Origin of the sequence: uncultured Gilvimarinus sp., assembly GCF_963972205.1 — a bacterium.
GTDB classification, from domain to species: Bacteria; Pseudomonadota; Gammaproteobacteria; order Pseudomonadales; family Cellvibrionaceae; genus Gilvimarinus; species Gilvimarinus japonicus.
In genome coordinates this window covers 45,701-72,675 of the sequence record NZ_CAXAUC010000009.1, presented here as the reverse complement: position 1 = coordinate 72,675, position 26,975 = coordinate 45,701, and the positions used below count along the sequence as shown (strand labels likewise).

General features: G+C 49.7%; 17 protein-coding genes. 7 read left to right on the top strand and 10 right to left on the bottom strand.

Annotated elements, in window-relative coordinates; genetic code table 11:
• Positions 1 to 150: 150 nt before the first annotated feature.
• The 4 genes from uxuA to AACY82_RS13575 all read right to left on the bottom strand — a co-directional run bounded on the left by uxuA (position 151) and on the right by AACY82_RS13575 (position 5,979).
• Positions 151 to 1,332, bottom strand: a complete 1,182-nt coding sequence (gene uxuA, locus AACY82_RS13590; protein ID WP_339617381.1) for a mannonate dehydratase — start codon at positions 1,330 to 1,332, stop codon at positions 151 to 153.
• Positions 1,333 to 1,479: 147 nt separating this feature from the next.
• A complete protein-coding gene (locus AACY82_RS13585) occupies positions 1,480 to 3,894 on the bottom strand; it encodes a glycoside hydrolase family 2 TIM barrel-domain containing protein (protein ID WP_339617380.1) in 2,415 nt (804 codons plus the stop codon).
• A gap of 48 nt (positions 3,895 to 3,942) precedes the next feature.
• Positions 3,943 to 4,719 (bottom strand): glucose 1-dehydrogenase, encoded by a 777-nt coding sequence (locus tag AACY82_RS13580; RefSeq protein WP_339617379.1) that lies wholly within the window; start codon positions 4,717 to 4,719, stop codon positions 3,943 to 3,945.
• A 9-nt stretch (positions 4,720 to 4,728) separates the two neighbouring features.
• The gene (locus AACY82_RS13575) at positions 4,729 to 5,979 is read right to left on the bottom strand and encodes a glycoside hydrolase family 88 protein (protein WP_339617378.1); all 1,251 of its coding nucleotides are present in this window, start codon (positions 5,977 to 5,979) and stop codon (positions 4,729 to 4,731) included.
• 170 nt (positions 5,980 to 6,149) lie between these two features.
• On the opposite strand from AACY82_RS13575, the gene AACY82_RS13570 reads away from it, so the two are divergent.
• The 4 genes from AACY82_RS13570 (at position 6,150) to AACY82_RS13555 (ending at position 12,912) form a co-directional block, all read left to right on the top strand.
• Entirely contained in the window at positions 6,150 to 7,355 is a 1,206-nt protein-coding gene (locus AACY82_RS13570) for a DUF4861 family protein (protein WP_339617377.1), read from the top strand.
• 11 nt (positions 7,356 to 7,366) lie between these two features.
• Entirely contained in the window at positions 7,367 to 8,197 is an 831-nt protein-coding gene (gene kduI, locus AACY82_RS13565; protein WP_339617376.1) for a 5-dehydro-4-deoxy-D-glucuronate isomerase, read from the top strand.
• 219 nt (positions 8,198 to 8,416) lie between these two features.
• On the top strand, positions 8,417 to 11,413 hold the full coding sequence (locus AACY82_RS13560; protein WP_339617375.1) for a TonB-dependent receptor: 2,997 nt from the start codon (positions 8,417 to 8,419) through the stop codon (positions 11,411 to 11,413).
• A 296-nt stretch (positions 11,414 to 11,709) separates the two neighbouring features.
• Positions 11,710 to 12,912 carry a polysaccharide lyase gene (locus tag AACY82_RS13555; protein ID WP_339617374.1) on the top strand — a complete coding sequence of 401 codons (1,203 nt, stop codon included), beginning with the start codon at positions 11,710 to 11,712 and terminating at the stop codon, positions 12,910 to 12,912.
• Between the two features lie 135 nt (positions 12,913 to 13,047).
• Here AACY82_RS13555 and AACY82_RS13550 read toward each other — a convergent pair whose 3' ends face one another.
• A complete protein-coding gene (locus AACY82_RS13550; protein WP_339617373.1) occupies positions 13,048 to 14,385 on the bottom strand; it encodes a HAMP domain-containing sensor histidine kinase in 1,338 nt (445 codons plus the stop codon).
• Positions 14,372 to 15,061 carry a response regulator transcription factor gene (locus tag AACY82_RS13545; protein ID WP_339617372.1) on the bottom strand — a complete coding sequence of 230 codons (690 nt, stop codon included), beginning with the start codon at positions 15,059 to 15,061 and terminating at the stop codon, positions 14,372 to 14,374. The genes AACY82_RS13550 and AACY82_RS13545 overlap by 14 nt, the downstream gene beginning before the upstream one ends.
• A 149-nt stretch (positions 15,062 to 15,210) precedes the next feature.
• On the opposite strand from AACY82_RS13545, the gene AACY82_RS13540 reads away from it, so the two are divergent.
• Complete coding sequence (locus AACY82_RS13540; RefSeq protein WP_339617371.1) at positions 15,211 to 15,786, top strand: hypothetical protein; 576 nt, start codon at positions 15,211 to 15,213, stop codon at positions 15,784 to 15,786.
• Between the two features lie 18 nt (positions 15,787 to 15,804).
• On the opposite strand, the gene AACY82_RS13535 is transcribed toward AACY82_RS13540, so the two are convergent.
• The 4 genes from AACY82_RS13535 to AACY82_RS13520 form a co-directional block, all read right to left on the bottom strand.
• Entirely contained in the window at positions 15,805 to 17,784 is a 1,980-nt protein-coding gene (locus AACY82_RS13535; RefSeq protein WP_339617370.1) for a glycoside hydrolase family 97 protein, read from the bottom strand.
• Between the two features lie 98 nt (positions 17,785 to 17,882).
• Positions 17,883 to 20,045 carry a CBM35 domain-containing protein gene (locus tag AACY82_RS13530; protein ID WP_339617369.1) on the bottom strand — a complete coding sequence of 721 codons (2,163 nt, stop codon included), beginning with the start codon at positions 20,043 to 20,045 and terminating at the stop codon, positions 17,883 to 17,885.
• 81 nt (positions 20,046 to 20,126) lie between these two features.
• Positions 20,127 to 22,868: a TonB-dependent receptor gene (locus tag AACY82_RS13525; RefSeq protein WP_339617368.1), complete on the bottom strand. Its 2,742-nt coding sequence runs from the start codon at positions 22,866 to 22,868 to the stop codon at positions 20,127 to 20,129.
• 223 nt (positions 22,869 to 23,091) lie between these two features.
• Positions 23,092 to 24,954 (bottom strand): glycoside hydrolase family 13 protein, encoded by a 1,863-nt coding sequence (locus AACY82_RS13520; protein WP_339617367.1) that lies wholly within the window; start codon positions 24,952 to 24,954, stop codon positions 23,092 to 23,094.
• A gap of 215 nt (positions 24,955 to 25,169) precedes the next feature.
• Between AACY82_RS13520 and AACY82_RS13515 the strand changes: the two genes are divergently transcribed.
• Together AACY82_RS13515 and AACY82_RS13510 are read left to right on the top strand one after the other, a co-directional pair.
• Positions 25,170 to 26,669: a tryptophan halogenase family protein gene (locus AACY82_RS13515; protein WP_339617366.1), complete on the top strand. Its 1,500-nt coding sequence runs from the start codon at positions 25,170 to 25,172 to the stop codon at positions 26,667 to 26,669.
• Positions 26,662 to 26,949: a transposase gene (locus AACY82_RS13510; RefSeq protein ID WP_339617365.1), complete on the top strand. Its 288-nt coding sequence runs from the start codon at positions 26,662 to 26,664 to the stop codon at positions 26,947 to 26,949. Before AACY82_RS13515 ends, AACY82_RS13510 begins: the two co-directional genes overlap by 8 nt.
• Positions 26,950 to 26,975: the final 26 nt, after the last annotated feature.

The following is a 26,975-nucleotide window of genomic DNA, read 5'->3' as shown; positions in this document are numbered from 1 at the left end:
CCAGCATCACTTTTCACGCTGACCTCATGCTCGGATAAAACCCGAAAAAGCGCGCCGTCAGAACGAAATATAAACGATAGACTTAGCCATAAAAAAAACCCAGTAGGCGACGCCTACTGGGTTTTTTTAGCGCATTAAAACCGTCTTGGATTACGGATTAAGATGCGTCAATGCGTGAATCACACCGCGCAACTCGGCAAGTCCTCGCAAGCGACCACTGTAAGAATAACCCGGCTTTACACCCTCGGCTTTTTCTTCATCGGCCATCAGATGACCGTGATCGGGACGCATGGGGATTGAGACCATATCCTCACCCGCTTGCTTGCGGCGGCGCTCTTCTTTCAATAGCGCGTTAATCAAGCCCACCATATCGTTGTCGCCATCGAGGTGATCGGATTCAAAAAACGATCCGTCTTCTTCGCGCTTAACATTGCGCAAGTGCACAAAGTAAATGCGCGAGCCAAACTCTTCGGCCATTGCCACTAAATCGTTATCGCAGCGCGCACCATAGGAGCCGGCACACAAAGTAATGCCATTGGCGGGGCTATCAACCGTGGTTAAAATTTTGCGCGCGTCGTCGGCGGTAGAAACCACACGAGGCAAACCAAACAGCGAGAACGGTGGATCATCTGGGTGAATACACAGCTTAACGCCACTTTCTTCGGCGACCGGCACCACCGCTTTTAAAAACTCCATCAAATTGTGGCGCATACCCTCGGTACCCAAGGCAATAAACTGCTCGATGGCCACTTTGATCGATTCGCGGGTGTAAGAGCCTTCACCACCGGGCAAGCCGGCAATGATGTTTTTCTCGAGCAGCAGCTGTTGTTCTTCGCTCATGGCGCGGTAGCTTGCCTTGGCTTTCTCGAGCACGGCCGGGGTATAGTCTGACTCGGCACCATCGCGCTGAAGTATATAGACGTCGTAAGCGGCAAAGTCGGTAAGCTCAAAGCGTAACGCTTGAGCGCTGTTAGACACCCGATAGCTAAGGTTAGTACGGGTCCAATCGACCACCGGCATAAAGTTGTAACACACCGCCGGTATGCCCGCTTTACCCACGCTTCTGATCGACTCTTTGTAATTTTCGATCAGCTGCAGATAGTCACCCGTGCGGGTTTTAATGTCGTTGTGCAGCGGGATGCTCTCGACCACATTCCAACATAAGCCCGACGCTTGGATAAGCTCGTTGCGCGCGATTACGTCAGCCTCCGGCCAAACATCGCCCGTGGGGATTTCATGCATCGAGGTAACAATATGCGTCGCCCCCGCCTGCTTAATCTTTTCCAGCGATATGGAATCACTTGGTCCGAACCATCTCCAAGACTCTTGCATCTGTACATTCCTAACTAAATATCTCAGCAGCGCTTATACTGGCCGCCCCAAATTGGCCTTACCATCATACCAGATAAATTTCTGATTGGCGATAAGTTACTCACACTGCCGAATTAACTTTACAATTTGATGTTGTTAAGCGGCGGATTATTCTCCGCCGACCTTAACAAACACACCTTTAACGTTTTGCGTTTTTACTTCTACCGCCACGCCATGGCTGGTCTTTGGCGTCACCTCAATCGAGGCGTAGCCGCTGGCTGCCTCTATCACGCTGCTGCGGCCCGGCGTTCCAAAGCGATCAACCAGCGCGTCATTCGAGCCTAGCGCCGAAAAGTAAATACGATCTGAGTAGTCAGTCAGGCGACGGTTTTTCGCATCCACCGCTTCAACCTCGACCAAAACATTGCCGTTATCCAGCGGTTTCTGGGTGACGTGCAAGCGATCAAACTTACCGGGCTCACCGATGTAATAGGTCAGCTGGGTTTTATCGTCCGCGACTTGCTCGCCGTCGTTGCGACCGATCACGCTTAAGGTGTTTTCACCTTCACTAAAGGGCACTTGCCACACTAAGCCGGCCGCCGGAAACTCACCCGGCTTACGGGCTTTTTTACCTAACGATTTGCCGTTTAAGAACAGCTCGGCAGAGTCAGTGTTGCAAAACACATCGACTTTGCGGCCTTCTTTTGGGCCGTAACGATGGGTCCAGGTGTGCGACTCGATATAACAGATAGGCGCTTTTGCCCAGTGGCTGGCATACACATAATAAGCGTCTTTAGGTTTACCGCTGCGGTCAAACAGACCTTTTTGGTTAACATAAGGAATGGGATTTTCGGGACGCAGAGGCGTACCAAAATCGCGAATAGCCCACTGCGCGGTACCGCTTAAACCCGGCAAAGATTCACTGACGTTAAGGTGCCAGTCAAACAGATCAACCATGTAGTTTTCGTTCCAATCCGATGATTTGGCAACGCTTTTCACCACGGTTTGGTTAACGGCCTCTTCTACCGATACCTGGGCGCCGCGAATACCTTTCGCATCAATCGGCGCCTCGGTGTGACGACCCACATGGCTCGAACCGCCGTACTCCATGTGAATCATATTGGGGTATTTTTTAGTCGCCTCTTCTAGCGCGGTTTGGTATTGACCGTACGCACCGCCGTACCAACCGGCCCAAATAGAGGGCGAGAAAGAGTCGACAATGTCGGCACCCGGATAGTACTTACGGATGCTAGTTAAACGCGAGGTATCGGTTGTTTTTACCATATCGTTAAGCTTGGCAAGATAAGGCACCAAAATTTCATCGCGGCCGCCACCGGGGAAGTCGGCCTCCCAGTACATCTCGTTACCGAGTGACCAAAACGCAATGCTCGGGTGATTAAAGTTTTGTGCCAGCTGCTCATGCAGCAGCGCTTCGGTGTTTTTCTCCCACTGCTCGCCGCCTTTACCGCCACGGCACCAAGGTAGCTCATCCCAAATAATTAAGCCCAGCTCGTTAGCCGCGCGATACACCTCTGGATCTTGCGGGTAGTGCCCTAAACGCACAAAATTTGCGCCCATGGTTTTAATTAACTGCATATCGTTGCGGTGTTGCGCGTTGCTCATGGCGGCACCGACCCCGGCGATCTCCTCGTGGCGGTGAGTACCGCGCAACAACAAACGCTCGCCATTGACAAAAAAGCCTTTGCCCGGAATCTGCTCAAACCAGCGGTAACCAAATTGCGACTCGGAGGTATCCAGCACGCGCTTATGTTTGCGATCGAGCAGCTCTACCTGTATGGCATACAGGTTGGGCGACTCGGGCGACCAGAGCTTGGCATCGGCAAAGCTCTCTAGCACTAGCTTTTGCTGCGACTGCCCTTTGGCAAGGTTTACATCTTGAGTAACCGATGTCACAACGTCACCGGCGGGTGAGGTTAAGGTCGCTTTTAAGTGGCCTTTGGTTTTCACCTCACTATCGACAAACACCGTCAGCTCAGTGCTGTAATCGCCTTTGGCAACGTTATTGGCACGAGCTTCAAAGCGTTCAATCAGCGCGTCATTTTTACTCAGCAACCAAACGTCGCGGGTAATACCGCCGTGAATAAAGAAGTCGGATTTTTGCGACGGAATAAGGTTGGGGTTATAGGCGTTTGATACCCGCACCAACAATTCGTTGCTGCCCGAGGTTTTAATCGCATCGCTAAGCTCTACGTTAAAGCCAACGTAACCCCCAATATGCGAGCCCACCAAGGTGCCATTTAGGTACACCTGAGTCTCCATATTGGAGCCTTCAAAATGCAGCAGATAACGCTCGGCCTTGGCAACTTTAAAGGTTTTTTTATACCAGCTAACACCGCGGCGATAACCGGGCACTTGGTCGACGGTATCGGTGGCGTTCCAGGTATGTGGCAGAGTAACGCCGGTCCAATCCGACGCCTTGTTACTCGGTTTATCGATGCCTACCTCGGAGTATTGCCAATCGCTGTTAAAAAGCGTTTTGGCGCTGTCTGCTTGTGCGGCTGCACTCAGTAAACACGCGGTAAAAATCACCGTAATAAACGTTAGCACGTTAAAATTTTTCATAAATCACACACGATGTTAGTTTAAATAAATATAGCAAAGTTGGCGCCGCTAGCGGGCCATCCAACCGCCGTCCACCAGCAGTACGTGACCATTTACGTAGTCAGAGGCTTTACTGCTCAAATAAATGGCGGTCCCGGCCAAGTCTTCTGGAGTACCCCAACGCTCGGTGGGGATACGGGCACTAATGCCTGCAAATCTCTCCGGATCTTTGCGCAAGTTCTCGGTATTGTCGGTTTCAAAATAGCCAGGGGCGATGGCATTCACCTGAATATTGTCTTTCGCCCACTCGTTGGCCAGCGCTTTGGTTAACTGCGCCACGCCACCTTTACTGGCGGCGTACGCGGGTACGGTAATACCGCCCGAAAAGCTCAGCAGCGAGGCAATATTAATAATCTTACCCGACTGATTTTTAAGCATAGCGCGGCCCACTTCGCGGCACATACGAAACACACCGTTGAGGTTAGTTTCGATCACGTCATTCCAATCGTCGTCAGAAAACTCATGGGCGGGTGCGCGGGCGATGGTACCGGCGTTATTGATCAAAATATCGATACGGCCAAACTCTTGTAATATCGCCGCCACTGTCTCGCGAATGGATTCGGCCGAGCGCTGATCGCAGGCCAACGGCTGAATAAACAAGTTGTGCTCGGCAAATAGCTCACAGGTTTTATCGAGGCTCTCGGGGCGCGAACCCAGGGCAACCACCTTGGCACCGGCTTGCGCCAAAGCCAATGCCATCGCCTGACCTAAACCCCGGCTAGCACCAGTCACTACCGCGACTTTGCCTTCTACCGAGAATAATTGCGTAAGAACTGACTGATTCATACCGCTACCTTATTTATTTAACAGCTGATAAATTTCCGCCGCCGCCAGCAACAGTGCGCCAGTACCATATAACTGGGTGTCGTCTGCGGTGGCGCTTTCGGGCGCAAAGCCGACCTGCTGTACGTAGCCCAACTTGCCATTGGGCTGCACAGTACTGACCAGCGACGTCCAGCCGCGCTCTACCGCGGGGCGGTACTCATCGGCGGGTAACAAACCATGATTGATACCCCAGGTAAGCGCAAACACAATTAAGCCGGTGGCACTCGACTCGGGGTTTTGGCCATCGTGTGCCTCTAACAGTGAGGCGGGCCAGCTACCATCGGATTTTTGCGCCTGCAGCAAGCTTTGGCTCATTTGCTTAAAGATATCGACGTACTTTTCCCGATCGCTAAAATCCTCCGGTATATGCGGCAAAGTGCGTGCAATACCGGCCAGAATCCAACCGTTGCCGCGCCCCCAGTAAATCGGCTTACCGTTGTCGGCTTTACGGGTAAAGTAGCGGCTATCGCGTAAAAATAGATGATCGTCATCGCTGTAAAGGTAATCCGTCGTCACCCAAAATTCACGATTCATAAACTCTAAGTATTTAGCATTGCCGGTAATCTCTGATAACTGCGCCCACACCGGCGGCGCCATAAAAATAGCATCGGCCCAACACCAGCGCTGGGTACACCAAGGGTCGGTATATTTGCGGTTGGCACCGTGAATCACTTCTTTCTCGGGGTGCTCAAATTCTAAATCGCGGTCGCTGGGGTGCGCTAACACCCAATCAAATACCGCCTCGACATTTTGCTTCATGACCGGGTCTTGGTATTTTTCGTACATATCTAAGTACACTTGACCAATAGCGTGATCATCGGCGTGGTAGCGGCGTGGCCCCAAACGCCACTGGTTAACGGCGGCGATATTGCGCACCGCTTGCCCGTAGCCTGGCTGACTGGATACATCCCCCCAGGCTAGTAAGCCCGAGTGCAAAGGCGCGTACATCCAACCCTGTGGCAAGCCACTCGCGCGGCCCTCTGGGCGCATTTTGTTGGAGCGAATATCGTATTGGTCCAGCTGCCAATCGGCCACCTGATTAGCGACCCGTTTTACCTCTTGGGCGGCGAATTGTGCGCTCAACTCAACCTCAGCGGTACCGGGCTTTTGGTACTCAACAAGCTCGGGCCAGCTCAATCCTTGGCTCTGATCCACCTCGGCGGTGGCACACCCGTACGATAATGCGCCCAACAACAAGGCAGGTAAGGTTTTGCGAATCATGATGACCTCCAGTAGTCATTTTATTTGTGCTACAGCCAAAACCAGTGCGCAATAAAGCCTTAATGATGCCTTGCTGGCAACTGGTAATGTGGTAATACCAATAATCCTATAGTATATTCCTCATTCACTAAAGTCTATGACCTAACTATAAATCATTGGAGACAAGGCGAATGAAGCGGTTTATACCTACATCCCTAGCAGTTTTGGCAGCGCTAATACACTCGCACAGCTTCGCCTACCCGGCGACGGAAAACATCTCCCACTACACTGTCGGCAACCCCCTCGATCAGCCCCGCCAACAGGTGCTGGCCATTCCCCTAAAGAGCGCGCCACAAGGCGACCTGCTGGTAACCGCCAATGGCGCCGAGATACCCAGCCAGACAACCGCGACCGAGCTGCTCGTAGCCCTTGAGCTAGATGCCCAAAAGCACACCGATATCGCGGTGCACCAGCTGATTAATGGCAAGCCCGAGCTTAGCTACCCGAAACAAACCTACGCCGAGCTCGCCGTGCGCGTGGGCGGGCAGGTAGACGACAAAGGCCACTACAGCGGCGGGCAATATCATCCCGTTAGCCAAATGCAATTGCCCCCCAGCCATAGTATCGGCAACAAGTTATTTAAGTACGAAGGTTTCGGCTGGGAGTCAGAGCAAGTTGCCTACCGCTACTATTTTGACCATCGCGGCGCCGTCGATATTTTTGGCAAGGTTAAAGATAGCCTCTCGCTCGCAGATACCGGCCTTGATGGCGGCGACTATCACAGCTTGTCCGACTGGGGCATGGATGTTCTAAAAGTGGGGCCCTCACTGGGGATTGGCGCCGTCGGTGCCTGGGTCGATAACGCACTCATTAAACCCGACCCGGTGCAAAATATGGCTGTCAGCATTGCGGACGGCACCTTGCAGTCGAGCGCTACCGTTACTCACAGCGGCTGGTCGATGGGCGATAAAACCCTGGATTTAACCACCCGCTACCGCATTCGCGCCGGCTCTCACCTAACCCGTGTCGATGTCACCGCCGATGCTCTGGCGCAGCTCGCCACCGGCATCGTCAAACACGGCGTGCAAGTGCTAACTTACGCACCAGACGATGGCAGCTGGGGCTATATCGCCACCTTTGGCAATCAGAGCCTCAATGACGACGACTTGGGGATGGCGGTTTTTTTCCCCATGAGCGCGTTTGATTCATTCCAGACCGACGCTGCCAATGAGCTCGTGGTATTAAACAACCAGCCGCAAGCGGTGCACTACTACTTTGGTGCCTACTGGTCGGCACACCCAAATGGCCCGCAATCTGCCGACGATTTTAAAGCCCTGCTGCGCAACGAGATCGAGCAGTTAAACCACCCTTTTACGCTAACACCCAGCAAACCATAAACAGGTGACCCATGAAATTACGCTACACCGCTGACATTAACAGCTACAAGCGCATGACCAACGCCGAATTAAAACAGGCCTTTGTGGTCGACGATTTATTCGCGCCCGGTGAGACCGTGCTCACCTATACCGATGTCGACCGCGCCATTGTCGGCAGCGCCGTGCCGCAAGATAAGCCACTGGGCCTGCCACAATCAAAAGAGCTGGGCTCGGATTATTTTTGCGAGCGGCGGGAGGTCGGTATCGTCAATATCGGCGGCGCCGGCACCATCGAGGTAGACGGCACCAGTTATAAGATGCAGTACAAAGATTCGCTCTATATTGCCCGCGAGAGCAAAGACATCAGCTTTAGCAGTGTTAACCCCTCAGAGCCCGCGCAATATTACATTGTCAGCTACCCGGCACACCGCACCACCCAAACTACCCACGTCAGCAAAGCCGATGCACATCATATCGAGTTGGGCAGCGCAATCGAGTCCAACGACCGGGTCATCAACCAGTCGATTCGACCCGGTATCGTCGACAGCTGCCAGCTGGTTATGGGCTTTACCGAACTAGAGCCCGGCAGTGTTTGGAACACCAAACCGCCTCACACCCACCGTCGTCGCAGCGAAATCTATATGTACTTTGAGTACAACGACGACAATCGGGTGTTTCACTTTATGGGCGAACCGAGCGAAACCCGCAGCCTGGTATTGGCCGCAGGCACAGCGGTTATCTCACCGGCGTGGTCGATTCACAGTGGTGCGGGCACCACCAACTACACCTTTATTTGGGCCATGGGCGGCGAGAACCAAACGTTTGATGACATGGATCACATCCCCATCAGCGACATTTCTTAGGTCGAAAGCGCTCAGGGACGAGCTCACAATTATTGGCCTTACCGCTTGACAACCCTGCCACCTGCAACTACATTCCAACCACGGCCGATCTACAACGGCTTGTCGGCAAAGACCTGATGGTTAGCGCGATATAGGAAAAGTGCCCACACTCGCCGCCCAGCGACTGTTTCGGCACCTCCACACAAAACTAATAAATATAAAGTAGATAAAGGACTCCATATGAAAAAACGAACATCTCAGCCGCATTTAAAACTTTTCAAAAAATCCATGCTCGGTGTTTCAATCGCCCTCGCCGCCTCTAGTGCGACGGCTCAAGGCCAATCAGATTCACCGAAGTTAGAAGAGGTTGTCGTAACGGGTATCCGTGCATCGCTGGCAAGTGCCATCGACGCGAAGCGTGAGTCACCTAAGTTAGTTGAAGTCATCATCGCTGACGATATCGGTAAGCTTCCTGACCAAAACTTGGCAGAAGTAATGGAGAACATCACAGGTGTTCAAATTACCCGTACAGCGGGTGTTGGTACCGGTGTTCAAATTCGCGGTACTAACGCCAACCGTGTCGAAATCAATGGTGTTTCAACAGTAGGCTCTGGTAGTGGTCGTAGCGGTATTAATTTTGAAGATATTAACCCAGCGATTATTGCAGCAGTTGAGGTAACTAAATCGCCAGATGCGAAAACAATTGAAGGCTCTGTAGGTGGCACCGTTAACCTAAAAACCATTCGCCCATTAGACTTAAGCGAAACTTTAGGTTTTATCAGAGCTCAAGGCGAACACAGCAGCCTAAGCACAGAAGGAATTAAGCCTAGATTTGCGGGCGCCTATGGCGACAACTGGGAAACCAGCGCTGGCGATTTTGGGTTTGTAGTCAGCGGTAGTTACACTGAGCAAGAGGCTCTGTCATTCCGCCCACGTGTTGACCGTGACAACATTAACAATTTTGAGGGTAAAAATCCCTCAGAATTTCTTGGCATTCAGTTCATGGTGCAAGAGCAAGAAAACGATGACTATGAAACCGTTAACCTCGCATCTACTTTCGAGTGGGCACCTAGCAATGCGTTAAAATTCTCTTTTGATGCTATTATTAACAATCAAGAAAGAAGCCGTGACGCGTACAAAATTGAAGCCTCAGGCGTAAGTAACTTAAGAGCAATCAGTTACCCAGACAGCTTCGAAACGGTCGACTTTGGTATCGGGGATGTCGGCAATAATGGCGTGGTTCAGGCGGCACTAACCGGCCGCCTCTCTCCGGATCTCGCATATGACGATGATGACCCAAACATGCGGTTCGTCAGTGAAACAAATTCTCGCATTACCGATACTGAACTATTTAGACTTGCCGGTGAGTGGCAAGGAGAAAAGTTAAAAGCGAGTTTCGAGCTGGCACGCTCCAACTCAGATACGACAACACCTAAACTAAATACCACATTGAACTACATAAACCCCAACTGCCCATTACAGGGCGGGGCAGATCCTGATGCCATTACTACCAGCACCGGTGCCGATAACTGCGTACCGTATATCTATGACTTGACCGGTGGTTCACTAGCATTTGGCATTGATTTTGAAAATGAATATGCACCAACTCCCGAGCAGTTAACTGATCCTAACAATGTGGTACTTCGTGCGTTAGATGTAAGTCATGATACGCAAGACAACACTGACGACCAGTTTCGTTTAGATTTCACTTATGATGTGGATAGTTTTGGCGTTACCACTGTAGACTTTGGTTACCGGTACAATAATACTACCGGGGAGCATGTATCCATTAAGGATAAGATTGGTAACTTTAGCAAGTTGATGGACGCACCACGAGGTACATTATTTGAAGACCTGCTTGTAGAAGGCCCTGATAACTACGGCGATGCGGATGGCAGAGATTTGTTCATTAAAAACTTTCTGTTGATTGATCCAGATCGCTCATTCTCTGATCCAGATGGCACTATCGCGGCTCTTGAGGAAGCTTTCGCAGCGAACAGAGAACTTTATCCTGAGGGTACGGGTGCCACCTCGTTGAACCTGCAAGAGGATTTAGATCCATACTACAAAATTGAAGAAGAGACTTCAGCGCTTTATGCTCAAGCAAATTTTGAGTTTGGTATTGTTTCGGGTAACGTGGGCCTTCGGTATTTAGAAACTGATATTGACTCAACAGGCTATGAGCCATCTATAGCTGGTGCTGAACGCGCTTTAACAACCACTAGCAGCAATTACGACTTTTTGCTACCTCGCTTAAACTTGAAGGCTCAACTCACTGACGACTTTCTGGTTCGCGTCGGTTACGGCTCTGATATCAGACGCCCTAGTTTCGATGACGTCAGAATCGGTTATTCTTTTAGCCAAGCTGAGAACAGTGCCGTTAGTTTAGGTAATCCGGGAGTTGAGCCTGAAGAAGTTGACTCGTTTGACATTGCCGCCGAATGGTATTTTGCACCATCTGGGTTAGTCAGCATCGGTTACTTCCATAAAGAGCGTACTAACCTATTTGGCTCATACTATGAAGGCGCTGCGTTATACCCTAGCGATACAACCACCGGTGGCCTGGAGCGCGACGCTACACGGCCCTGTGAAGATGGTGGCATCTGGAATCCGGAAGTGATACCCAATACCTTTGGTGACCCTAACTCTCAAGGTTTGTGTGTTGACTTTACTAGGCCTGAAAATGTTGAAGGAACCACTAAACAGAAAGGTGTTGAGCTTCAGTTCCAGTATGATCTTGCAGATTTTGAAGATTCATTGGGCTGGGCATCTGGTTTTGGTATTTTAGCTAACTACACTATACAAGAGTTTAGCGGTGATACAGGTGAAGATACGACATCCGGCCGTGGCTTGACCGTACTTGGTGAGGTTACTCTCCCGCGTGGTCTATTAGACTTCTCGGAAAATGCTTACAACATTACCGCTTACTACGAGAAGTACGGTCTTTCTGCAAGAATGCGCTACACCTGGCGGGAAGCATTCCGTACGCAAGACTTTGGCGGCGGTGCCAATACCAGTGGTAGTAGTACCTTTAGCTTCCCTGTTTATACCCATGACAGAGGTCAGCTAAATGCTAGCATCAGTTATGCCGTTACCGAGCAGTTAAGTTTTGGCGTTGAAGCTGTGAATTTAACTGAAGAAGAAATTACTCAAACCTGTGTATCTGAATCTGGCCCAGTATGCTTCTCAGGTTACCCAGATCGTAGAGTTACGTTTGGTGCGAGTTACCGCTTCTAAGTTAAGAAATATTAACTTGAAAGAGCTGGGCTCAGTCCACTGCTGCCTCACAGATTGGCAGTCATCAGGTCAGCCTCACATTTGAGGCTGACCTTCAATCTAACAGAAACTTTAGATGAAGATGTTATGTGGCAGCCATCCACTTTGATGGCAAAACCTACGTACTCTTTTTGCACTATAAGTTTCTGTAAACCTCACCTCTGTCGAACAGCCATTAGCGTATGTGGCTCTCTTTTGCCGGTGCTTTGCACCGGCTTTTTTATACCTCTAAGTTAAACGATAAAAAGGAACTTACCATGACTAGATACACGCCGCTAGAATATCTTTTCTTGCTCACGTTTACGCAAGGCATACTGTCAGTCAACACACAGGCAGACATCATCTATGCCAACGGGTTTGAATCACTAAACCTTGGCAACGCTAATGATAGTGACATTAAACAATCTTGGAATACACGCTACGCTAAAGGGCCAGATGAAGGTCGGGTTAGCATTTTTAGCGACGCCCATACCGGCAAATCGGCCAGAATCACCTACCCCGCTTACAGCAATCAATCGACCCCCAGTGGCGCCACTTGGGAGACAGATTTAGCCCGTAGTGGCGACGAAATGTATATGTCTTACTGGGTTAAATTCGACCATAACTTCGATTTTGTAAAAGGCGGAAAAATGCCGGGCTTAGGTGGCGCCACCGAATTCCCCTACGGCGACAACGGCTTTACCACCCGGCTGATGTGGCGCGAAGGCGGCACGTTAGAATTTTATGTGCACGGCTATGAAGTGAACAACAGTGCGGGCGCCGAGCCTTACCGGATTTTTTGGGACGACGCAGGCCACCACGCTCGAGTTATTCCCGGACAGTGGCATCACATTGAAATACGTCAAAAACTTAACACCCCCGGGCAACGCGACGGCATACTGCAAGGCTGGCTGGACGGCACGCTGGTGTGCGACGACACTGACAACTCGGGTGTGCGGGCACTAGGGCACGGCAATACCCAGTTAAACCATCTGTATTTTTCGACGTTTTTTGGCGGATCAAGTGCACCCGTTAGCCAATGGCAGCCCACCTCTGATGTATACGCCATTTACGATGATTTTATTGTCTCGACAGACCCGATCGGCATGACAGCTCTGCCCGATACTGGTAGATCTAGTAGCTCGAGTTCAATATCCAGCTCAAGCAGTTCATCCAGCAGCTCTAGCACTAACCATAGTGGCAACTGCGCAACCATCCCTAACGATTCTGAAAAACACGAAATAGACCTAACTCACAACTCGTGCTTACAGTTTAACGCTAACCTCACCGGCAAAACCTTTGCGGTTTGGGACAGCGACAGCCAGCCCTCGTGCAACTTTAGGGGCACCATTCAGTCTGTGGACGGAAGCGGCCGCTTAACTGTACCGGATAATTACGAGGCGACCGACTCACTGACAGGAACGACACTAAACATTGAATCCGCCAACGGCTGCCACTATCTAAAAATTCGCGCACTTTAGCGTACCACCGATGCGCTAACACTCTAGCGATTTTTGATAGCGTGTTAGCGCAACTCCCGATACAAGTCAGACAAAAGCCCACTCGTTCACGCTCTGGATACGACGGACATTCTTGTGGGGTATTGCCGTTCACAATCACGCCGACGTAAAATCATCATTATTAGCAATATCGCCGCGTTCCGGTTTCGACTTAAAGGTAACCTCAACAACCCGACCGTTAACGAGGTTTTCCGCCTTATAGGCAAGGTTTAGCTTTTCAACAATACGCTCGACTAAAATCAAGCCTATACCAAAACCATCTTTTCGGTCGCGCTCTTCCATAGAAGTCGCGTTAGTATTAACAATCGAAAAACCGTTGTTAGAGCTGGCAATGTGAACTGTACCTTCATCGGTGTTTTGAAAGGCGTTGCGAACCAAATTATTAACCGCTATTTGAAACAGCACGAGGTTGGACTTAAAATAACTAGCATTACCCGTACAAATAATTTTTACGGGCTTACTTTTAATAATATGATTATTTTCACTGATGGCTTTTTCAATGGCATCGTTAACATCAAACTCGGTAATATCTATCGAGTTTTCGGTCTCTTTACTGAGCCACAATAATGCCTCGGTTTGATATTTCATATCCTCTACCGCAATAAACATGCGGCTTAACACCCGCTTCTCCTCATCATTTAAATCCTTCATGATAAGTTCTAGTATTTCCATATTGGCCGACAACACAGCCACCTGAGTTCTTAACTCATGACTGGTAAATCGCGCAAAAGAATATTCTTTCTCCAGGAGATTACTAAAAGTCGCCAAACTCGCGTTCATGGTATGCGCAATGTAATTCATGCTCTTACCTTGAGTTTTCGGCAAGGGCTGGAAGTTTCTCTTAGTGGACAAGTTATCTGCCCACTGTGCCAGATCGGTCACGAGTTTATTTACCCGCTGTAATTGCCTAAACTGAATCGCAAAAAGTAATGCCACCAAAAAAACAGCGGCAAACACTGCAGGCTGAAGCCGCGCCTTTAAATGCGAGGTAAGATCGGCGTCAACCACCTCGGGCGTCAGTGAAAAATAGGAGTAGTAGGTCTTGCCGTCAACAATAAACGGATAGATAAGCAAGAAATCAGATATCGAAAATAGACCGCGAAACTGAGTAATAAAAAGGTTAATAACACCTACTTTTAACTCGTCTTTTTCTGGCTGAAAACCAATATACTCAGCCAACTGCTCTGGCTGAGTAATAAATCGAGTTTTCTTATCACCAATAACGCGTTGCTCGCCATCTAAATACCAGTGCGGATTTGCTTTGACACGAGTTAATGAGCGCTCGGTAAAGCCTTGTAGGTATTCACTCTTCGATTTTATTAAACTGTGATGGTAGCTCACCGACGAGTAGACAAAGTAGCCAATAATAAATAGAAACCCCCCCGCCATGACGGCAAAGGTTTGTTTAAACGGATTAACTTTATAATTGTCCATCAGGTTTTTTCAGTTGAAACCCAAACCCGGCTACCACTTGCACAATGGCACAGGAAAATGGTTTATCTAAACGTTGACGCAAGCGATGCACATGTACTTTTAATGCATTGCTGTCGGGCAGTTGATCACCCCACACGGCAAACTCTAAGTCTGACTTGCTAACAGCTTTGGGGTAAGCACGCGCTAACAATTCTAAAATAACCCAGCTTGATGGGCTAAGTTGTAAGGTGACGCCCTCTCTTTTAGCCCAGCGCTCATCAAGATTTACCTCTAACCCCAAATTGGCGATCTTCAGCACTTTCGCATTGCCGCTAGAGCGCTTTGCTAACGCAGTGATGCGAGCTAAAAGCTCTTGCATGGCAAACGGCTTGGTAAGATAGTCATCCGCTCCGCTTTCAAAGCCCTGTAACTTATCATTGAGTTCACTATTGGCCGTCAGCAATAAAATGGGCGTAGCGTTACCCTCTTTGCGCGCCCGTTGGCACATGCTAAAGCCGTCCAGCTTGGGCATATTCACATCGCTGACGATCACATCGTAAGCATTGTTGGCTATTAAATTTAAGCCTTGGTTACCATCTTCACAGAAGTCACAAACCAACTCATTGAGCTCTAAATAGTGCAAAATGGACTCCGCGAGGTTGCGGTCGTCCTCTATCAACAATACCCGTGTATTCATATAATCTAGAAACCTTTGCCGTTTGCAGTGAGGGTAAAAGGCATTATTGTGGTTATTTATGTCCCTATTTACCGTTGCATTCGTATGCACTACCACTTAACTGCTTATTTACGTTACATTATGGTCGCTGCACATAATAAAGGTCACACATGCGTTCGCTTCACTTGCCCATTTCCCGCTCAGCCGGTGTCTTTTCGGCGATAGGAATAATTATTATTACCGCCCTAATGGTGACGGCTTATAATGCGTGGCACCAAAGCTGGACGATTAAGCCCGAGTATACACCAGTGGTAACACTAAACACCTTTAACCAGACAGTGGGCTATAAGCTGGGGTACGATTTATTTATGCCCAACTCATTTACCGGCTGGACGCCCAACCCTAAAAATAAGCTGCATTTTAACAGCCTAACCAATACCTATGAAATATACGGCGTAAACGTTGCCAAAACGCAAGTCGATGACTGGGGTGCTCGCTTTAAAATTACCAGTATCGACTGGCAAAACGAATTTGGCGTGGCTGTGGCCGAGGCCACCAATGAACAATCAAAATTTGGGATTCCCCTCGAGGGCGCTATCGTGCACCTAACACACTATGTTGACTCACGAGATATTTACTTTGAGTTACCAAAAGCCGTTGCGGCGAAAGCCTTAAACGTCAAGGTAAAAATTACCTCACAAGACTTTCACCCAACGGCACTCCTGTACGTCACTTTAGTCGAGTAACATGGCAACAGGCCATCGCTACAAAGCGGTAAATCGAACAGCCGCGCCACCACACTCAACCAGCTGCAAATTTAGTACCTCTGAGGCAGTGACCGTACGGGTGACGATCTCATAGTTCTCGGCCCCAGCGGCGCAATCGGTTTGCGCTGTGTCTTGATAAATCTCGGCTTGATACTGTTTTTCTGGCAGCAAAAAATCCAATGGTAAGGATAGCCTTCGCGCACTCGTTCCAGTCGTGGCCCCCAACATCCATACATCACCGCTGCGCCGGGCGATGGCGACATACTCACCAATCTCACCATCTAAGACTTGTGTCTCATCTATATCCGGGTCGAAGTCGCGAATAAACTTAAACGCAGGGTGATCTATGTAATTTTCAATCATGTCCGCCATCATCTGTAACGGACTGTATAATGTGACGAGGTTAGCCAGCTGATGACTTAGGGTTGTGTGTACCCGGAATTGACCTGTTTGCGGCTTGTTTGACCAATCGTAGCGCTGCCCCGAAAATCGACTGTAATCAATATCAAAGATGCCTACGGTGTAATCCATAGGCCCGGCCAAGAGCCGGGTAAAGGGTAAAATTTGTGTATGGTTGGCGTTATTTCCCGCGCTCCAGGCATTCCACTCGCCGCCGCGCGCCCCTTCACGCGTCATCATGTTAGGCCAGGTCCGGCGAATACCCGTATCTTTAACCGGCTCGTGCACATTGAGCATAATATGATATTTAGCCGCGAGTTTAACAATACGGCGGTAATGATTTACACCCCATTGCCCCTGGTGATGCTCACCATTGCTAAAACCCTGCTCGGCGACATAACCAGTTTTTACCACCCGAATACCCAGTTTTTGGTAGAGCGAAAAAACCTCTTCAACATGTTGCTCATAGGCCTCAACATTGCCGCCTGTTTCATTGTGGCCAACAATACTAACGTTTTTTGCACGGGCGTAAGCGGCGACCTCTTGTAAATTAAAATCGTCGGTCGGTACTAAGTAAGCCTCGCGCGTACCCCAGTTATCCCAACCTTTGTTCCAACCTTCAAATAGCACACCACCAATGTTGTTAGCGGCGGCAAAGTCGATGTATTGTTTAGCCCGTTCAGTGGTAGCGCCATGGCGCGGCCCCTCTTGCCAAGTATGTACGCCAATATGAACGCCCCACCATACACCGATAAAGTTCATAGGCTCTATCCAGCTAGTATCATCAATACGGCTAGGCTCATTAAGATTTAACAGTAAATCTGATTGCAACAAACCGCTCGCGCTATCGGTGATTTGCAATGTTCGCCAAGGCGTCTGAAAAGGTGTAGCCGCTTTTACTTTAGTACCGTCCTGCCAAGGCACTAACTCAGCTTCTAGGTTGTACTCTCCTTGATGAGAGAGCGTCATGCTGGCGTAATCGGTCAACGCAGCTTCATGAATACTCACGTACTGGCCGGCCGGCGTTTTCATGGTAAGCGGTGTTTGTACCTGGCGTAACTCCGACACCTTGCTGGTCTTGTAGAGCTTTTCGTAGCTATCGTAATCAGCCGGAATCCACCAGGCTGTGCTATCTTCTGCCAGGTTGAATTGGGTCATCTCGTTCATAATCACGAATGATTTAAACGCTGACTGCTGCGGGAACTCATAGCGAAATCCCAGGCCGTCATCGTACAAACGAAACCTGACGTTAAGCTGCCGGTCGCCACGCTTTTCTTTAAACTCGACAAACAGTTGATTGTAGTTATTGATAATGCGCTTACGCTCACCCCACACTGCAGTCCAGGTGTTATCGTAAGAGCTTAGCTTTGCATCGACTAATTCAAACTTGTCGAGTGGTGGATGTCCTTTAAAGCTAAAACCTAGCTTTGAGGGGGTAATTATCGCATTACCGTCGCGTCGCACCTGATAAAACAACTCCCCTCGCTCATCCAAATGCAGCTGTACCGCCAAGTGTTTATCTGGCGATACGACTTCAAGCGTTTTACCGCCACCCAAACAACCAGCCAAGGCCAGCATACTTATTATCAGTGTAATAAAACGCCGCAAAAGTTTATCTCCGTATTTTTTATAACAAACACACAATAGGCGACCCAACAACGGGCCGCCTGGATACATCAAAATCCGCTATTGCTACCTTCTTCGATGATATTCATGCCCCAGTTATCAAGTGCTACATCGGTGGTATTTGCTACGGTTACGTTCTCAAGCGTTAGCTCCCCCTCCGCCACAGCAAGCTTTATTCCCATGCTCCCGGCGCCGTCAATCTGGCTATTGGAGAGCTGCAGCGCATCAACGGCTTGTTCGTAACTCACCAACACCCCATCGTACACGGCGTCTTTAATGGTTAAGTGATCAATCTTTATAGCTCCTGTAATTGGAGCTCCGTCCGTAAACACCCACAGTGCGCCAAAGCTGGTATTCCAACCGTAATCCCACCCCCCGGTGCGATATAGGCTATTGTTGGCAACCACCGTTGTGCCGCTAAAAGGCTTGGGGTTAAAGCGGTGGCTCAAGGCAATGCCCGCCGATGACACCACAGTATCCATAGCAATATTGTTAAGCAGCTTATTTGAGTCGCCACCGTAAATAGCAAAACCATTGGCCAGCATTGGTAATTGCGCCGTGTTGTAGCTAAACACATTCGCCGTATTGGTGGCGCTGGTGCCATTTTCTGACCACATGGCAAAAGCGTCATCGCCACTGTTGCGTACATTAAAGTGACTTACTTGGCTTCTTAGTACGCCCTGATGAAAGTTAAAGCCATCGGCGTACGTATCCCGCACACGACCATTGATCATTAATAAACCATCGGTGCCTTTAGCAATCCAGGCACCAACTTTCATATGCTCTACCCAGATGTTTTGCACGAGCGAATTAGTGCCAAAGTTACCCTCAATGGCGGCGTGATCTTCACTGTCGCGACGGCTGGTAGCATCGCCGATGATTTTAAAATCGGTTAACCTAGTGTTGCTTCCGGTGGCAAAGAACCCACCTTTACCATTACGCCCCATGATACGGGTGTGCCATATACCTGCACCCTGAATATGGACACCGTTTAAAGAGACTCGGTTAGTAATACTGTACTGCCCCGCCGGCATATACACACCGGTGCCCGCGGATTTGGCGTCGTTAATAGCATCGTTAAGCAAACTGGTAGCATCGGCGGTGCCGCTCGTATCCGCTAAGTACGGCGCTTCGGCTAGATTGATATAACCCTCGGGTTGCTCGATAGGCGCCGGCACCTGCTCTAGCTCGATCAAATCAAGCGTGTAGTAGGCGGCGGTATCTTGTGCGTCTTTTTGTAAACGCACAGTGGCACCGGCTGGAATACTGACGTGATATGCACTCTCATCATAGAAGCGATGAGCCTCACCATCACTGGGGTTATTGCTATAGGGAAAAGCGCCGTACACCCAGGCATACTTGGAGGTTACCGCGAGATCTTGCCGCTCGCCGTTTACATATAATCCAAGTGTGCTTACTGTGCCCTCACCGCTGGCGCTGTCAGGTATTGCGTAGCGCAAAACCAAACCGGATGCGGCTGCCTCGCTACTTAACTCGACGTAATCGCCGGTGTTTTTTAATTGTACCGCCCTGCGCCCCGATGCTTCAGATGCGAGCGTTTTATAAGTGGTATCAAATGCTAGTACTTCAGCGTTGGTGTTCTGTAGTTCTGCTTCAAAGGTTGTATAAACCGCACCCTTACCTCGCTCAGGCATCTCGGCGCCATTAGCCACGTAGAGCGATCCGACAAAGACATCGCCATTTTCTTGGTTGTCGGCTTGCACACTGACCGTATTCACACCGGCACGCAGCGCTAGATTTATACTGTGGCTTGCCCACGTAGCGTCACCGGTACTGGGAAATTTTACGTCTTGAATTTTCAGACCGTTAAGATAAAGCGCGAGTGGCTGCTCAGTGGTGGCAATATTGGCATAACGAATGGTGATAGCAGAGGTGTTAGCGCTGTTACTGTTAACAGAAAAAATAACCCGATCGCCGGCTTTTTTAAAGCCCCCGACGTAGCTTTCGCTCTTTGTCACAGCGCCGCTTATAAACTGATCCTCCGCCTGATAACGCGTACCCTGCTGGCTGGTGTCGTCTGTTTCTGGCACGCTTGGCGCGGTGACCTCGGGCTGTGGTTCGGGCTCGGGGGTGGGTTCGACCACCGGCGGCGGGTTAGCGGATGATGGCGCATCACTCCCGCCGCCTCCACCGCAGGCGACTAACCCCGAAAGTAAAGCCATTAACAGAATGTGGTTTCGATACTCGCGCATAGGGGACTCCTGTTGCACAAATAATGGAATAAAAAGGCATCGGGCAAACCTACGATCTACCCGACGCAATATGGAGGAGAGTTAGAAACGGTAGCTGGCCGATAACAAATAGTTAGTGCCGTACACCTGGTAGTCGCGCACCAAACGAGGATCGCCCGACGCATAAGCGCTGAATGGTTCATCCGTTAAGTTATACACTTGCAACGATAAGGTTAACCCATCAAGTGCATCGATACCGGACTCGGAAAAATCGTAGCCAATCTGCGCATCAACCACTGTGCTACCTGCAATAAGAACAGGATCGGCGTCATAGCCAAGCTCTGCCGGAAAGTCATCGCGCTGACGCATACTGGCGCGCAACTGCCAGCCGTAATTTTCATAGTAGGCGGTGAGGTTGTACATGGAGTCCGACAAACCGGGGATATTGGCCTCTTGCCCTTCTACCTCAATGCTCGAATCAAGATATGTGGCACTGGCGGTTAAACCAAAACCGTCCATCGACTCGTGAATAAGATGCCCCGGCAAAGACACCGATAGTTCGGTACCCTCAATAGTGCCGCCGTCAGCGTTATCCCACTGCCAGTAGTAACCTTGATTAAACTCTGCCACTTGGCCGTTGGGCGGTGCAATAGCGCTAAAGTCGTAATCGGTTCGTGTACTTACCTGCCAGGACTCTAAGTCTTTATAAAACGCCGCAATCGACACATAACCATCGGCCGCAAAATAATACTCGTACGAAAGGTCATAGGTGTTGGCAACTTGCGGACGCAGCTCTGGGTTGCCCCCATTTGCGCTCCAGGGAGAGGCCTCGATAGTGGCGCTAGGTGTGTTTAATACTTCATTAAAACCATAACTTAAACTGGCGTTCATACGATCCATACGCGCCCGGGACATAGTCTTAGTCGCGCCCATACGCAGCCAGTGATCGTCAAACATATTCAGGTTTAAGCTTAACGATGGTAGTACATCCGTATAGTCCGCGCCGCCGCTTACTGGGGTAATAACCACCAAGCCCTGATCATCGTTACTGGCGGCATTGCCATTTGAGCTCTGATCGGTGTTAACCGCTTGTACCCCTACGTTACCCGTTAGTACGATGTGATTGGTCAAATCGCCAGCAAAATCTGCTTGTATATAGGCCGTGGTTACACTCTCGCTCACCGACCAAGAGTTGGTCGCGCGGAAGGTAGCGGTCAAATCCTCACTGGTTTCGATGTAGTTACCATCTTGGTAAAAACCAAAGGCGTCGTAACTTAGCATGTTGCCCATACCGATAAATTCAAGCGAGGCGCTAGGCAGTAAATACTCGTCCGGTACCCTGGTCATCTCTGGGTAGCTTGGTAAAGTTAAGAAGGTACCAGAATCTCTTTTAACTTTTTCTCGTTCAGTGTAATAGACACCGCCTTCAACGCTTTTTACCCATCCGTCAAACTGGTGACTAACGCTCAACTTAAAGCTGGACAGCTCGTCATCCAAATCGATAGTCGAGATAAAACCATCTTGGTCATCCGCCGCATCGTACAGGGTATTACCGCCCCCCCAGCTCAATGCGCCACCCATCATGTACAAATCCGGGTCGCTGTAATCGTGCCCGGGGCTAAAGGTAACCCCGTAGTTACTGTCGTTCATGGTAAAGCCAATGTTGTCGGCCGGGCCCACACCATCGCCGCGACCACTACCGGCATACGATTCCATCAGCCAGCCGTCGCGCTCTACTTGCGAGTGACTAACGTCCAATTCAACCATAGTGTTGTCAGTAATGTTGTACTCAATGTTTAGGCCAAAAGCACCCAGCTCGGCGTCATTGCGGCTATAATCATTACGTACCACTGGACGAACGCCATTGATCACACCCTCGGTAACAAAACCATCTTCAACGGCTAAGGTGTCCATGGTAATGCCCGCGCCCCAACGAGCCGGAATTTCGATCCCACGTAAGATATTCTCGACGCTGTAATCAATATAGAGCGCATCGGCGGTTATGTGCAGCTGATCGTTCGGCTGATACTCCAAAACGCCCATAATGGTGTTGCGATCTTCAATACCCGAGCGAACATAGGGCTTGGCGCCGCCCAAAATAATGTTGCCGGCATCGTCGGTGGGCCACTCAGTGCCGCCCCAAGCGTTCCAACGCTCTTCTTGGTTGGGCGACGAAATGGAGTTGATCGTCACCGCAACGCCAACGGTATCGTCTGCAAACTGATCAATATACGATCCAGTAACCCGATAACCGCTGTCTTCACCGTCCGGGTTAAGCTGACCTAAACTGTTTTCTTCATATAAACCGCCAATTTTAATCACCTGCTCGCCGGTTGCCAAAGGCTTAACCGACTGCATATCAATAACCCCGGCAATACCCTGAGTAGTAAGCGAGGCCGAGGCCACTTTATGAACAGTTACTCCGCCCATAATTTCGGCAGGATACAGCGAAAAATCCACACCGCGATTGTCACCAATAGAGACCTGTTCGCGGCCGTTAAATGTGGTGGCGATGTAATCTTCGTTTAAGCCGCGCATCGAAATTGCACTGGCGCGACCATCAACCCGACGAGCCGACAAACCGGGAAGTCGCGCGATGGTTTCTGCAATACTCGGGTCGGGGAGCTTGCCGATGTCTTCGGCGGTGATCGCCTCGACGATAGTGGTGCTGTTTTCTTTAACCGCCTGACTTTTTATCAAACTGGCGCGAATACCCGTTACCACGACCTCTTCCAGAGATTCGCTATCAAGGTTAGTGGGCTCTTGCTGCGCAGACACTTGTGCGGCATGAATACTGGCGAGTGCTAGCGCAACCGTAAGCGCTTTAGGTGTGAAAGACTTCATTTGTCCTGACCTCTATTTGATTATTAATTATTTGAGTTTTTGGGGTCTTCCAATCTATTGAGGCGGCGGTTACAAAAAGGTTACCAAATGCCGCTTCTGGGCACTCTGGGATTTATTACATACGTATTCATAGATTTAGCGACACTCCACCGCAAAAAAAAGGCGCCCGAAGACGCCGATCGTGATTTGTTAATACAAAACAACAACACCTAAATATGCAGGCTTAAAGCTTTAGCACCAACCCTTGAGAAACCGCTAGTGAAAGGGACAATACCCCTTCGTCGTTTGCGATGGTCGCCCCAGAGATCAGATCGGTGGCATTCGCTTGACTCGGTAGTCGCACATTCTGAGCACGGCCACTGGCATTGATAACCACCCAAATCCGTTCATTTTTATAGCGACGCTCAAAGGCGAATATCCCTTTTTCGTCATCGGCCAGCAAGGTCTTGTAATGGCCTATGTTTAAAGCTGGATGAGTGCGCCTAACGCTTATTAGCGTTTTGTAAAAACGAAGCAAGTCATCATTTACCGCAACGTTGTCCGCCGCTCTTTTCTCTCCGTTTGGCAGATAAGTTTCGTCGCTATAGGCAATATCGTCCCATACCATCGGTTTTCGATTACCCGGATCATTTGCCCCCCACATACCCACTTCATCACCGTAGTACACCATAGGGGCGCCGACGTAGGTCATTTGCAAGATCACAAACAGCTTTTGTAGCTCTAATTCCTTTTGATTTGGTTTGCGCACTTTATAGTCAGGGTTCTGTGACACCTGCGACAGCTGATGGTACTCGCTCCAATCGCGAAAGTTCATAAAGCCGCGATTGACAATGTGCGAGCCAATGCGATTTGAATCATGACTACCGAATAAATTTTGTACAACGTAAGCAACACCCGGTGGATACAAATTGCGTAGCGCCCGCAGCTTTTGATCAAACTCTGAGGCGGTAATTGCCGATTCACCTGGATTAAATAAGAACTCTGCGGCCGCAAACGCAAAGTTATAATTCATCTCTCCGTCAAACTCATCGCCCTGCATATAGGGTTGCACATTCTCAGGGGTATCGACGATTTCCGCGGTGAGAAAAGCCTCTGGGTTAAGCGCTTTTACATGTTGACGCCAGTCCTTCCAAAAGTTATGCGCAATGCAAAAAGCAACGTCAAGCCGCCAACCATCCACGCCATAGGCGGCGCCTTTACCTTTAGGGTTCATCCAACGCTCTGTGGCCGCAAATACATAAGCGCGAGGCCCGGCCACCAAGCCGTTATCGTCCTCTTTAAACTCAGGTAAGGATTTAAAGCCAAACCAACCTTTGTAATCAAAGCCTGTCCCCTTCACCTCATCGTCAAAGCTGATAACATCAAACCAGTCTTTATAGGGTGATGCAGCTTGATTTTTCTTTAAATCCCGAAAGGCAAAGCTGTTAATACCCATATGGTTAAACACCCCATCAAAAATGACCCGCATATCTCGCTTATGGGCTTCATCAATCAAGCTCAGCGCCAGCTCATCGGCCCGAGTCCACACCCACGTATCGGGGTCGAGCGGGTCCTCCGTCGCGATCATCTTTCGGTCGCCCACCGGATCTGGGCCAAAGGTCGGGTCGACGTGGTGATAACTTTCGGCATCGTACTTATGCAGTGAGGGGGAAGTAAAAATGGGATTTAAGTAGAGCGCGTTAACACCTAAATCATGGAGGTAATCGAGCTTGTCGATAATACCTTGCAGGTCACCCCCGTAGCGCCGTCGCAATAGATGGGTGGGTAAATCTGGTTCGCCATTTTGACGCTCATAATCCTGCAACTGGTACCAATCGCTCCCCCACGGATGCACTTTCCACGCTTTTGGCGGCGACACCGGATCAGCACCGACAATATCGTCAACGGTTGGGTCGTTGTTCGGGTCACCATTGCGAAAACGTTCAGGAAATATCTGATACCAAACGGCGTGCTTAGCCCAACTTGGCACAAACTCCTGTGGTGTACGGTCAGATTCAACGGTGTTCGGGCTCGCCCCTGTCGCCGCCAGCGAAACTGCACTGAAAACTGCGGCCGCCAGCCACCAGAATCCCATTACTTTTTTCATATTACTGCCTACCCAGGTTACTGTTTCAGGCAACCTTATAAGCCGTTGAGTTACAAAGCGGTTACGCAAGCGAGTAGGCTAACAGTCGCGCGCAGCGCCGCACTATCGGGTTAACCTTGTGCACTGTAACCCATCTGTAACCGTCGGAGCTTTAAGGTTAAACAGAGGCACGGTAACTATCATAAAAGCCATACTAGATATAACCGGATAACAAAATGAAGAAGGTAGTAATCGTTGGCGGCGGATCGGCCGGCTGGATGAGCGCCGCGTTTTTAGCGAAGGTGTTAGGCGCCAGTGTACAAATCACCTTGTTAGAGTCAAAGCAAATCGCCACCGTCGGTGTGGGCGAAGCCACTATTCCGCCCATCCAACTTTTTAACCAGCTGCTCGGCATATCGGAGCCCGATTTTATAGCGGCCACTCAGGCAACCTTTAAACTCGGTATACAGTTCGAGCATTGGGGAAAAATCAATGAGCGCTATATGCACGCTTTTGGTCCCACCGGTAAACAGATGGGCTTAACGCCATTTGTACACTACTGGCTCCGGGCTCGCGCCGAGGGCGATAACAGTGTACTGGGTGATTACTCTTTCAATTCTCTGGCAGCAAAAAAACAACGTTTTGGCCAAAGCACCAAAAAAGCCGGCCCCGGAAACCCAAGCTTAGTCTACGCTTACCACTTTGATGCCAGCGCCTACGCCCAGCTATTAAAAAAATACAGTCTGGCGCAAGGAGTTGTGCATTGCGAAGGAACACTTGCCGATGTTCAGATCAACGCACTTGATGGCAACATCCAAACACTAAAGCTCACCGATGGCCATACAATATCTGGTGATTTATTTATCGACTGCAGCGGCCAGCGCTCACTTTTGCTAGGTCAAGCGCTGAAAGTACCGTTTGAATCGTGGCAGCATTGGCTGCCCTGTAACCGGGCCGTTGCCATACAAAGCGATGCCCAGCTGGCTGCGCCTTTTACCCGCGCCATCGCCCATAGCAACGGTTGGCAGTGGCAAATACCACTGCAAAATCGTACCGGTAATGGTTTAGTATATGCCAGCGACTTCTGCAGCGACGCGCAAGCAATACGCACATTAGAGCAACACTTACCCGGCAACCCCATAACCGACCCTAACGTGTTGTCGTTTAAAGTGGGTCGCTACCGCGATCAGTGGCGCAACAACTGCGTTGCTATAGGCCTTGCCAGCGGCTTTCTAGAGCCACTGGAGTCGACCAGCTTACACATGGTGCAATCATCTTTGGTCCGTCTAGCAAAGCTTTTCCCTGCTCAAGAAATACTAGCCACAGATGTCGCAGAGTTCAATCGACAAGCAACGCTTGAGGCCGAGGGAATTCGAGATTTTATTATTCTTCACTACCGGCAAACACAACGGCAAGACTCTGACTTTTGGCGCAACATTCACTCCACCCCAGCGCCTGAGTCTCTGCAAGATCGGATAGATACATTTTTAGCGTCAGGATACCTAGCTCGGCGCAATGATGAGTTATTTGATGAAAACGCTTGGACGCAAGTACTTATAGGTCAGGGGCTTATCCCAAAACGCTACCATGTATTGGCGGAACAGATGCCTAAAAGCGATTTAATCGTGTTTTTAAGATCATTGAGGCAGCAAGTCGATACCTTTAGCGAGACCTTAAGTTGTCATCAATCGTATGTTAAAAACCTCGTGGATAAAAAGGTCCGTAATTATGCCTAGCAAACACTCCGATGATATCAAAAAACACGCGATTCACCTGGTCATTGACGGTGGCATGTCGATAGGCGATGCCGCCGATAAACTGCGTATTGGTTCTCGCTCTATTTACAACTGGATTAATGAGCTGAAAAAATCGGAAGCGAGCACTAACGATCTACGCGAGTTTATTCATTTGCGTAACGAGCTACTAAAAGTGAAAGCGGAAAGAGATCTACTGCGCGATCTAGTATTGAAAATGGCGGCCAATAAAGACGAACCAAACGAGGTGAGGTTTTCGTAAACATCTATCCGTTGATCAAGTCGGCA

Bases quoted from the DNA above. Each gene is read 5' to 3' on its own strand.
- uxuA (WP_339617381.1), bottom strand. From the start codon at position 1,332: ATGCAAGAGTCTTGGAGATGGTTCGGACCAAGTGATTCCATATCGCTG.
- AACY82_RS13585 (WP_339617380.1), bottom strand. From the start codon at position 3,894: ATGAAAAATTTTAACGTGCTAACGTTTATTACGGTGATTTTTACCGCG.
- AACY82_RS13580 (WP_339617379.1), bottom strand. From the start codon at position 4,719: ATGAATCAGTCAGTTCTTACGCAATTATTCTCGGTAGAAGGCAAAGTC.
- AACY82_RS13575 (WP_339617378.1), bottom strand. From the start codon at position 5,979: ATGATTCGCAAAACCTTACCTGCCTTGTTGTTGGGCGCATTATCGTAC.
- AACY82_RS13570 (WP_339617377.1), top strand. From the start codon at position 6,150: ATGAAGCGGTTTATACCTACATCCCTAGCAGTTTTGGCAGCGCTAATA.
- kduI (WP_339617376.1), top strand. From the start codon at position 7,367: ATGAAATTACGCTACACCGCTGACATTAACAGCTACAAGCGCATGACC.
- AACY82_RS13560 (WP_339617375.1), top strand. From the start codon at position 8,417: ATGAAAAAACGAACATCTCAGCCGCATTTAAAACTTTTCAAAAAATCC.
- AACY82_RS13555 (WP_339617374.1), top strand. From the start codon at position 11,710: ATGACTAGATACACGCCGCTAGAATATCTTTTCTTGCTCACGTTTACG.
- AACY82_RS13550 (WP_339617373.1), bottom strand. From the start codon at position 14,385: ATGGACAATTATAAAGTTAATCCGTTTAAACAAACCTTTGCCGTCATG.
- AACY82_RS13545 (WP_339617372.1), bottom strand. From the start codon at position 15,061: ATGAATACACGGGTATTGTTGATAGAGGACGACCGCAACCTCGCGGAG.
- AACY82_RS13540 (WP_339617371.1), top strand. From the start codon at position 15,211: ATGCGTTCGCTTCACTTGCCCATTTCCCGCTCAGCCGGTGTCTTTTCG.
- AACY82_RS13535 (WP_339617370.1), bottom strand. From the start codon at position 17,784: ATGCTGGCCTTGGCTGGTTGTTTGGGTGGCGGTAAAACGCTTGAAGTC.
- AACY82_RS13530 (WP_339617369.1), bottom strand. From the start codon at position 20,045: ATGCGCGAGTATCGAAACCACATTCTGTTAATGGCTTTACTTTCGGGG.
- AACY82_RS13525 (WP_339617368.1), bottom strand. From the start codon at position 22,868: ATGAAGTCTTTCACACCTAAAGCGCTTACGGTTGCGCTAGCACTCGCC.
- AACY82_RS13520 (WP_339617367.1), bottom strand. From the start codon at position 24,954: ATGAAAAAAGTAATGGGATTCTGGTGGCTGGCGGCCGCAGTTTTCAGT.
- AACY82_RS13515 (WP_339617366.1), top strand. From the start codon at position 25,170: ATGAAGAAGGTAGTAATCGTTGGCGGCGGATCGGCCGGCTGGATGAGC.
- AACY82_RS13510 (WP_339617365.1), top strand. From the start codon at position 26,662: ATGCCTAGCAAACACTCCGATGATATCAAAAAACACGCGATTCACCTG.